General features: G+C 60.1%; 8 protein-coding genes. 3 read left to right on the plus strand and 5 right to left on the minus strand.

Annotated elements, in window-relative coordinates:
- Positions 1 to 25 precede the first annotated feature (25 nt).
- Both AB5Y92_RS16365 and AB5Y92_RS16370 read right to left on the minus strand, forming a co-directional pair.
- On the minus strand, positions 26 to 742 hold the full coding sequence (locus AB5Y92_RS16365) for a protein ligase (protein ID WP_368227150.1): 717 nt from the start codon (positions 740 to 742) through the stop codon (positions 26 to 28).
- Between the two features lie 102 nt (positions 743 to 844).
- Complete coding sequence (locus AB5Y92_RS16370; RefSeq protein ID WP_368227151.1) at positions 845 to 2,242, minus strand: nucleobase:cation symporter-2 family protein; 1,398 nt, start codon at positions 2,240 to 2,242, stop codon at positions 845 to 847.
- Between the two features lie 246 nt (positions 2,243 to 2,488).
- On the opposite strand from AB5Y92_RS16370, the gene AB5Y92_RS16375 reads away from it, so the two are divergent.
- Positions 2,489 to 3,610, plus strand: a complete 1,122-nt coding sequence (locus AB5Y92_RS16375) for a GGDEF domain-containing protein (RefSeq protein WP_005349944.1) — start codon at positions 2,489 to 2,491, stop codon at positions 3,608 to 3,610.
- Positions 3,611 to 3,643: 33 nt separating this feature from the next.
- Here AB5Y92_RS16375 and AB5Y92_RS16380 read toward each other — a convergent pair whose 3' ends face one another.
- Together AB5Y92_RS16380 and AB5Y92_RS16385 are read right to left on the minus strand one after the other, a co-directional pair.
- Positions 3,644 to 3,892, minus strand: coding sequence for a YciN family protein (locus AB5Y92_RS16380; RefSeq protein WP_005338382.1), 249 nt, complete (start codon positions 3,890 to 3,892; stop codon positions 3,644 to 3,646).
- 123 nt (positions 3,893 to 4,015) lie between these two features.
- The gene (locus AB5Y92_RS16385; RefSeq protein ID WP_368227152.1) at positions 4,016 to 5,395 is read right to left on the minus strand and encodes an MATE family efflux transporter; all 1,380 of its coding nucleotides are present in this window, start codon (positions 5,393 to 5,395) and stop codon (positions 4,016 to 4,018) included.
- Between the two features lie 120 nt (positions 5,396 to 5,515).
- On the opposite strand from AB5Y92_RS16385, the gene AB5Y92_RS16390 reads away from it, so the two are divergent.
- Entirely contained in the window at positions 5,516 to 6,373 is an 858-nt protein-coding gene (locus AB5Y92_RS16390; RefSeq protein WP_040066718.1) for an AraC family transcriptional regulator, read from the plus strand.
- A 69-nt stretch (positions 6,374 to 6,442) separates the two neighbouring features.
- Positions 6,443 to 8,137: an NAD-dependent malic enzyme gene (locus tag AB5Y92_RS16395; protein WP_005358917.1), complete on the plus strand. Its 1,695-nt coding sequence runs from the start codon at positions 6,443 to 6,445 to the stop codon at positions 8,135 to 8,137.
- A 97-nt stretch (positions 8,138 to 8,234) separates the two neighbouring features.
- Here the strand turns inward: AB5Y92_RS16395 and ompA are convergent, their stop codons facing one another.
- The gene (gene ompA / locus AB5Y92_RS16400; protein ID WP_368227153.1) at positions 8,235 to 9,233 is read right to left on the minus strand and encodes a porin OmpA; all 999 of its coding nucleotides are present in this window, start codon (positions 9,231 to 9,233) and stop codon (positions 8,235 to 8,237) included.
- Positions 9,234 to 9,602: the final 369 nt, after the last annotated feature.

The following is a 9,602-nucleotide window of genomic DNA, read 5'->3' on the forward strand; positions in this document are numbered from 1 at the left end:
TTTTCCCTCTCCCTTCGGAATAAGGTCAGGATGGGGGGGATAGCCCCTCGCTCAGCAGGCTATCCAGACGTGCTCGCACTTTCTCTACCAGTGCCTGATCGCTACCGTGCCAATCGATGCTGCTTGCCAGCGTGGTGGAGGTTCCCGCCATAAAACGCAGTTCGCCGCCCGCCAGCTCGTAGAAGCGGCTCGCCATCCTGGTTCCCTCATCCACATCACCCGCCACCAGCAGCATGGCTTGTGCCAGCACGGCGCCCTGGTGATCCTGCCCCGGTGCCAGCCAGCGCTGGGCAGTACCGGTGATCTTGCGTCCCCCGATCATCAGATTGTACTGACCATCGCAAAAGGATCCGGGCACGAAGTCATAGCTTCCCTCAAGGCCGTACTCCGCCAACAGGGTCAGCAGCGGCGCCCCCAGCAGCCGGTAGTAGTGGGCGAGATCTGTGGTGGTGCGGGGCAGCAGCAGGGATAGGTTGAGGATCCCCGCCCCGTGGGGCACGGCGGTACCGCCACTGTCGCGCACATGCACCGGCCAGCCTTCGTCTGCCAGCTGTTTGCAGGCGGCTTCGTAATGGGGGAGGCGGGTATCCTTGCGAGTGACAATCAGGCATTGGGGCGCCTGCCAGAGGTGAGCGCGGGGCTGGCCGTCATGGGCACAGTCGCGCAGCCAGCGCTGCTCTTGCGCCAGTATTTGTGCGGGTGAAGCGGTATCGGGAAGGGGAGAGAGCAGGCGATAGGGCATGGCGGCATCCTCAAAAAAGGCTGCCCAGCACACTACCCGTGGCGACTGGCAAGGTAAAGCCCCGCAGTGCGGGGCTTGGGTTGGCTATCGGTGGACGATGTCTCAGGAGTGACGCGCTTCGCGCTTGGGCAGCAGCAGGTTGAGCACGATGGCGGTAATGCCACCGGTGGCGACGCCGTAGGAGAGCACGCTCTTGGCCAGCTCCGGCAGGTGTTGCAGCACTTCCGGCACCTGCGCGACCCCCAGCCCCATGGCCAGCGACACCGCCAGGATCATCAGGGCGCGGCGATCCAGCTCCTCGCGGGCAATGATGCGCACGCCAGCGGCGGCGATGGTGCCGAACATCACGATGGTGGCACCCCCCAGCACGGGCTCGGGGATCTGCTGTACCAGACTGGCGACCGCCGGGAACAGGCCGAGCAGGGCCAGCATGGCGGCGATAAAGAGCCCGACATGGCGGCTGGCGACGCCGGTCAGCTGAATGACGCCGTTATTCTGGGCGAAGGTGGACATGGGGAAGGTGGAGAAAACTGCCGCCAGCATGGAGTTGGCACCATCGGCCAGCACGCCGCCTTTGATCCGCTCCATATAGACAGGCCCTTCCAGCGGCTCGCCGGAGATATCCGAGGTGGCGGTCATGTCACCGATCGCTTCGAGCGCCGTCACCACGAAGATGATGGCGAGCGGCACGAACAACTGCCAGTCAAAGCCGAGACCGTAGTGGAGCGGAATGGGCACCATCACCAGCGGGCCGTCGAAGGTGGGGGCGCTCACTTTGCCCAACAGCAGGGCCACGGCATAGCCCGCCAGCATGGCGATCATGATGGCGGAGAGACGCAGCCAGGGGTTGCGACTGCGTTGCAGCAACACGATCAGGCCGAGCACCAGCAGTGAGAGGAAGAGGTTGGTGTGACTGGCGAAGCTGCCATCAGAGAGGGCTGCATAGCCGCCGCCCATGCTGATCAGGCCCACTTTGATCAGGGTCAGGCCGATCAGCAGCACCACTATGCCGGTGACCAGCGGGGTGATGATCCGTTTCACCAGATGGAGGAAGCGGCTCATCACCACGATAGTGAGTGCGGCAACCATCATGGTGCCAAACAATGTGCCCAACAGATCCTCGGTGGGCATGGCGGCCTGCTTGAGGGCGAGACCTGAGGCGATGATGGGGCCGAGGAAGTTGAAGCTGGTGCCCTGTACCGAGAGCAGGCCGGAACCGATGGGGCCGAAGCGACGGGTTTGAATGAAGGAGGCGATGCCGGACATGACCAGCGACATGGAGACGATATAACGGGTGTCGGCGGCAGAGAGGCCGAGGGCATTGGCGATAATCAGGGGCGGGGTAATGATGGCGACAAACATGGCGAGCATATGCTGCAGGGCGGCGAACAGCGTCTGGGGCAGAGGCGGGACATCCTCTATGCCATAGACCAGTTCGCTATGGGTTCGCCTGGGTGGATGTGCCTCTCGATTGGCGCGTGTGACAGCAGCCTGTTCCATAAGTACCTCGAATTGTGTGGGGAGGGGGAGAAAATTGGGCGCTATTGTAGTGATTGAAATGAGGCTGACCAGCGCTAATTATGCAAAAAAAGGTTTATTTTTTGATGGGTTGAAACGTTTGCGCGCTGCGATTATCATCTGTCGGTTTGTGTGACCGACCTCTCCTTTTTATTCTCCCCGCTAATGATATTTTTACCACTTTGTAGGTGTAGAATGAGCCCTCAGTATTCATCGTGGAGACTCTGGATGCTCAAGTTGTCAGAGTTCTGGAGTGCGAGGGTTCACTCCGAAGACTTTACTCGTACTCGCATGGGCTTTATGACGGTGCGTTTGCGCCTGCTGACCTGCTTGCTGATGCTCGGATTGCCCGCCTGGGCCGTGGTGGATTGGCTGACCTTGCCCGCCGTTCATTTCGAGCAGCTGTTCCAGGCCAGGATCTTCTGCACCCTGGCGCTCTCGCCACTTATTCCGCTCTCGTATCTCATCCACTTCAAGCGGGAGCGGATGAAGCTGGCCCTTGGCTACCTGATGGCCGTGATGATGCTCTTCTCCCTCTTTTGCCTTAACAGCTTTGGCGCCGGACAGGAGTTGCAGGCGGGCTATGCTGCCTTTCCCTATCTGCTGATAACCCTGTTTGCCATCTTCCCCATCCCCCTCTCCCTCGGCTTGCAACTGGCAGGCGTGGTACTGGTGACCATGCTGCTGGGCCACTGGCTGCTGGTGGGCCAGAGCATCTGGAGTCAGGCCACCCTGAATCAGGTGTGGGTGCTCGGCATGTTTACCATGGCCAGTTGCTGGGTGCAGTGCGGCCAACTCAACATGCTGCTGCGGCTATATCGGGAATCAACCACCGATGAGCTGACCGGCATGATGAACCGCCGCCTGCTGATGAAGCAGCTGGAGCAGGCCCGAATCCGGCTGCAACTCAAGAAGAAGCCCTTTGCGGTGATGCTGCTGGATCTCGATCGCTTCAAGCGGATCAACGATATCTACGGCCATCTGGCGGGGGATGCGGTGCTCAAGGAGGTGGCTACCACCCTGGGGGAGCAGCTGGAGCCTGACATGGTGCTGGGGCGTTATGGCGGCGAAGAGTTTGCTATCCTGATGCACAACTGCGCCGATCCGGCGCTGGCGAGTAAAATGGCCGAGCGGCTGCGCATTGCTGTCGAGGCGCGGCTGGTGAAGAGCCCCACCTCGGACGAATTGCTGGAGGTGACGGTGAGTATCGGGATTGCCATGGCTCGTTCCGATGACACCATCGATATTCTGATCAACCGTGCCGACGAGTGCCTCTACCAAGCCAAGATGGCGGGACGCAACTGCGTGGTGGTCGAGGGGCAGAACCGCGCAAAAACAGATGCCGCCTGAGGGCGGCATCCTGTTGGCAATGAGCTGGTGCGATCAGGCCAGCTTGTACTTGCCGGAGAGCTGCTGAGCCAGCAGCTTGAACATGTTGAAGACCGCCATGGTCTTGCCGGTCGGGGTGCCGTCTTCGGCCAGGAAATACTCCCCCTTGAACACCAGAATATCCCCCTTCTGCTCCACCGAATCGGCGCGCATACCGTGGATGAAGTCTTCATGCTCTTTGATGATCTTGTTGGCCATCTCAAGCAGGGCCGTCTCGGTGATCAGCTCTTTCTGTGGTTGCATGCTCGTCTCCTTAAACGACTACTGGACAGGGAAACCGTGGATCCCTGCCTCTGATTGAAGAGGCGCCCAGCATACTGCAAACAGGGTTTTTCTGTCATTGATATGACCCCGATTTGTGGCTGTTTATCCGATCACCAGATTCTTCAACCAGCAGCGTTGGCGAATACGGCGCTGCACCAGCAACACCTTGCTGAGCTCCTCCAGCAAGACCACCGCCACCACCCAGGAGAGGGGCCAGCCGAGCAGCGTGACCGCCACCCAGGCGAGCGGGATGCCGATGCACCACATGCCGACAATATCGATGAAGATGCTGTAGTTCACATCGCCGCCAGAGCGCAGCACCCCGATGATCCCCACCATGTTGAACACCTTGAGCAGCATCCCGAGGCACATGATGCCGAGCACCTGTCCCGCTTCCGTCATCAGCTCGGGGGGCAGGTTGCCGACCCACTGCAGCAGGTTGGCTTGCAGCAGCCAGACGATGATCCCCACCAGTAGCGCGCCAATCGGTGCCAGCAGCAGGAAGAGCTGGGAGTGCTGCCAGGCAATCTCGTACTCCTCGGCCCCGAGCCGGTGGCCGAGCAGGGTGGAGCAGGCCACCGCCAGTCCGAAGAAGAGGGAGATCAGGATGCTCTCCAGGGTGCCGAGTGTGGTCATGATGGCCAGCGAATCGGTGCCAAGATGGGCATAGAGAAAGCCGTAAATCAGCATGCCGAAGGCCCAGAGGCCGTCATGGAACAGCAGCGGCAGGGCGATCAGGGTAAAGCGCACCACCTCCTTGCGCTTGAAGGCGGCTAGCCAGTCTGGTGCACGCGGGATCAGGCGCGCCTCATAACGCTTTACGTAGAACAGCAGCAGGGCTGTCTGCAGCAGCCGGGAAATGGTGGTGCCCCAGGCCGAACCGGCGACCCCCATCGCCTCGAAGCCGAAGTGACCGAAGATGAGGGCGTAGTTGAGGATGACGTTGGCGATGATGGCGATAATGCCGATGCGGGTTGGCGCGGCGGCATTGCCGACCGAGCGCAGGGCTGATTCCAGCGGCACTACGATGGCGGTACAGAGGATGGTGGCGCCGGTGATCATCAAGAATTGATCCGCCAGAGCTCGCAGTGCCGGCTCCTGACTGGCAAAACCCAGTACGCTGCCCGGTGATAACACATAGATGAAGGCAAAGGGCAGGGTGACCAGCAGGGCGCCCACTATTGCCAGCGCCAGGGAGCGGCGCACCCCGGCCATCTCCCCGCGCCCGAAGTATTGTGCTGCCAATACCGAGACCCCGCCCGCGAGGCCCGCTATCACCAGCAGATTGAAAAAGAAGACCCGGTTACCCAAGCCGACCGCCGCCACAGCCGTGGTGCCAAGCTGGCTCACCATCATGATATCGATGAGGCCGAGCAGGGAGAACATCATGGATTGCAGCGAGACAGGCAGGGCCAGCCGCCACAATCGGGTCATGAACTCGCGATCGGTGGTTTGTTTTAAAATCGCTTGCCAATAATTCATAGTTGTTAACCGGGTATGAGAAAAGCAAGGTTTGTCAGGGGTATGATAGGGGCTGACGAGGCTCTTCTCACTGTGAGTAGCTCTCGATTTTCTTGTGTAAAACTATCCTGTTGAGGTGTTATGCCATTTGCCAGCGAGTGTCTGGAGATAGCGCCAGCCTGTGAAGAGCAGATGCTGGGACGTGAAGGGCTGCCCCTGCTCGGCGAGGCGGGGATCTTCCTGACCGGCCTCTCCCGGGTGCGTGATCACTACCTCATCCGTCGCAATCGCCCCGAGTTTCACATCCTGATGGTGAGTCACGATGAGGGTGGCGCGCTGCTTACCGACGAGGGTGAGCAAGCCATTCCGGCCGGATCGCTGATTTTCCTGCCCGCCGCCGTGCCTGGCGGTCTCAAGCTGATTGGCGAAAGCTGGCAGATCAGCTGGATTTTGCTCGATGACGTGCCGCGCTGGCAGCACCTGCATCGCCTTGGTCACCGTATCTGGCAAGGGGATGGCGGCGATCAGCTCTACCATCTGCTCAGCCTGATGCAGGGGGAAGGGGTTCGCTCCCCGCTGCAACCCCAACTGCTCAGCCTGTTGCTGGCGCTGCTGGAGCGCACCCTGCAAGGGGAGGTGCGTGGCACCCCTGAACTCAGATTGCAGGCACTGTTTCGCCGGGTGGAGGCGCGCCTGGACGAACCCTGGAGTGTCGCCCTGCTGGCCCGACAGATGGCCTGCTCCGTTCCCCATCTGCACCGGCTCTGTCAGCAAGCGTTCGGTATGGGGCCGATGGCGAGGGTGACCGAGCTCAGAATGAACAAGGCGCGCCAGCTGCTGCTCTATACCAACTGGCCACTTGGCGAGCTGGCGGCCCGGGTCGGTTACAGCGATGGGGCCAACTTTGCCAACCGCTTTCGTCGTCTGACTGGTCAGACCCCCGGCGCCTTTCGTCGACTGGGTCGCAAACCTTTTGCAACGGATGTGCAAACTCTTTGAAATTAATAAGACAAGCCCCTAGGATCGGCGGGTCCCTGCGTCTAGCTAACCGTTTAGGTACCAAGATCCATGTTTGAAGATAATAACCAGAAACGTCCTCTCTACATTCCCTACGCCGGTCCCGCCCTGCTGGAGACCCCTTTGCTCAACAAGGGCAGCGCCTTCACCAGCGAAGAGCGCAGCAACTTCAACCTCGAAGGTCTGTTGCCCCAGAATATCGAGACCATCGAAGAGCAGGCCGAGCGCGCCTATCGCCAGTTCATGGCGTTTGGCAACGACATGGACAAGCACATCTATCTGCGCAACATCCAGGATACCAACGAAACACTGTTCTACCGTCTGCTGCACAACCACCTGACCGAGATGCTGCCCATCATCTACACCCCGACGGTGGGCAAGGCGTGCGAGGAGTTCTCCAACATCTATCGCCGCGCCCGTGGCCTCTTTATCTCCTATCCGGATAAGGACAGGATCGATGACATGCTGCAAAACGCCACCAAGCAGAACGTCAAGGTGATCGTGGTGACCGATGGCGAGCGGATCCTGGGTCTGGGTGACCAGGGGATCGGCGGCATGGGCATTCCCATCGGCAAGCTCTCCCTCTACACCGCCTGTGGTGGCATCTCGCCCGCCTACTGCCTGCCGGTGGTGCTGGATGTGGGCACCAACAACCAGCAACTGCTGAATGACCCCTTCTATATGGGGTGGCGCAATCCGCGTATCTCGGGGGATGAGTACGCCGAGTTTGTCGATGCCTTCATTCAGGCGGTCAAGCGCCGCTGGCCCGATATCCTGCTGCAGTTTGAGGATTTCGCCCAGAACAACGCCATGCCGCTGCTCAACCGCTACAAGAACGAGCTCTGCTGCTTCAACGACGATATTCAGGGTACTGCTGCCGTGACGCTGGGCAGCCTCATTGCTGCCTGCAAGGCCTCCGGCGCCAAGCTCTCCGAGAAGCGGGTTGCCTTCCTCGGTGCGGGCAGCGCCGGTTGCGGTATCGCCGAGCAGATCGTGGCACAGATGAAGGCCGAGGGGCTGACCGATGCCCAGGCCCGCAGCCGTGTCTTTATGGTGGACCGCTTTGGTCTTATCACCGACAAGATCCCCAACCAGCTCGACTTCCAGCGCCGTCTCTCCCAACCGGTGGAGCGCATCGCCGACTGGCCGGTGGGGGACAATATCTCCCTGCTGGAGGTGATGGAGCACGGTCGCCCGGACATCCTGATCGGGGTATCCGGTCAGCCGGGGCTGTTCACCGAAGAGGTGGTCAAGACCATGCACAAGCACTGTGCCCGTCCCATCATCTTCCCGCTCTCCAACCCCACCTCCCGGGTCGAGGCGACGCCGGCAGACCTTATCCGCTGGACCGACGGTCAGGCGCTGGTGGCTACCGGCAGTCCGTTCGCACCGGTGGAGTACAAGGGCAAACGCTACGTCATCGCCCAGTGCAACAACTCCTTCATCTTCCCGGGGATCGGCCTTGGCGTCATCGCCTCCGGCGCCACCCGGGTGACCGACGCCATGCTGATGTCGGCCAGCCGTGCGCTGGCGGAGTGCTCGCCGCTGGTGAAAGGGGAGGAGGGTTCTCTGCTGCCGGATCTGGCAGATATCCATCAGGTCTCCCGCTACATCGCCAAGATGGTGGCCAAGACCGCCATGCTGCAAGGCAAGGCGGTGCAGACCCCAGACGAGGTGATCGATCAGGCCATCGACGCCAACTTCTGGCATCCGGAATATCGCCGCTACCGCCGCACCTCGTTCTGATTTCTGCGGGAAGTGGCAAAGCAAAAGGGATGCCTCGGCATCCCTTTTTGCATCCTGAGGGGATGCAGCTTCATCCCCTTAGTGTTGTCAGACGTGGTTACTGGGTCACTTGCTGCACACCGGTGACGCGTACTTCTACACGGCGATCCGGTGCCAGGCAGGAGATCAGCTGAGCCTTGCTCTTGACGCTGTTGCACTGGGTACCGGTGACCGGATTGGCTTCACCGCGACCTTCGATGGCAACTTTGCCGGCCGGCAGACCTTTGCCAACCAGGAAGTCGGCCACGGTACGGGCACGCGCTTCGGAGAGTTTCAGGTTGTAGGCGTCAGAGCCGATACGGTCGGTGTAACCGACGACCACGGCGCTGCCATCTTTCGGCTGAACATCAACGATCTGCTGATACAGCGAATTCAGCGCTGCGACACCTTCTGGCTTGAGGGTGGATTTGCCAAAGGCAAACAGCACGTCAGAGCTCAGGGCGAAGTTCTTGTCGACCAGTACCGGCTCGGGAACCGGCTCAGGCGCAGGGGCGGCCACCGGGGCAACATAAGAGGTGCGGTTCGGGTGCATCACCAGCTCCAGGGTCGCGACGCTCATGTCGCTCTCCCAGGTTTTCTGCTCGTCACCCAGATTCCACAGATAGCGGTAGCGTGCCTGCACATCGATGAGGTCGGAGAGCTTGGCAGTCAGACCCAGACCCGCCAGCGGTGCAGTGCCGTTGTCGCTGTTGCCATTGCCGTTGACGTGATTGAAGTAGGCACCACCTTCAGCAAACACCGAGAAGATGTCGCCCAGCGGCAGGCGGGCGATACCGGAGAGGGTTGCACCTTGGGTTTTGAAATCGGCACCGTCAACGCCCGCTTTACCGGCGTAGAGGTAGCCCAGTTCAGCTGCGTAGTAGTCGTTGAAGTTGTAACCGCCGAACAGGCTCAGCGCAGTGGCGTCTTTGTCAGTGCCTTTGCCAAAATCATCCAGACCGTGGGCATATGCCCAACCTGCACCAACACCGGTGTACCAGTCATCGGCAGCCTGAGCTGTGGTACCTGCGGCGGCGAGCGCCAGTGCAATCAGGGTAGGAGCCATTTTGAGTTTCATCGGTTTATCCTCGTTGTGTTAGCCCATGTCGGGCAATGCACTTGTTTTTATTGCTGCGAAAAATCGCCAGCAAAGTGGATAGCGAAGGCTTTGGACTCTCATGATGCATTGGCGTCATGGACAACAGACCGGACAAGAAGCGCTTTTTAGTGCTTATCCAATACCTTACAGGCGCAACTACTTTATGCTTTGGTCGTGGTGCAGGCAAGGGCAGGAAGGCGGGAATTAGGGATTCAAATGAGGGCTGTGCAAACAAAAAGGGATGCCGCAGCATCTAATGCCGATCAGTTAAGGATCCATTGACCGATCCTTCTGTTGTGTGAAAATCCGAAACCTGTTGATTGGTTTCGGATTTTTTATGCGTATCGC

It is taken from the genome of Aeromonas sp. R1-1, assembly GCF_040908495.1.
Lineage (GTDB): Bacteria > Pseudomonadota > Gammaproteobacteria > Enterobacterales > Aeromonadaceae > Aeromonas > Aeromonas veronii.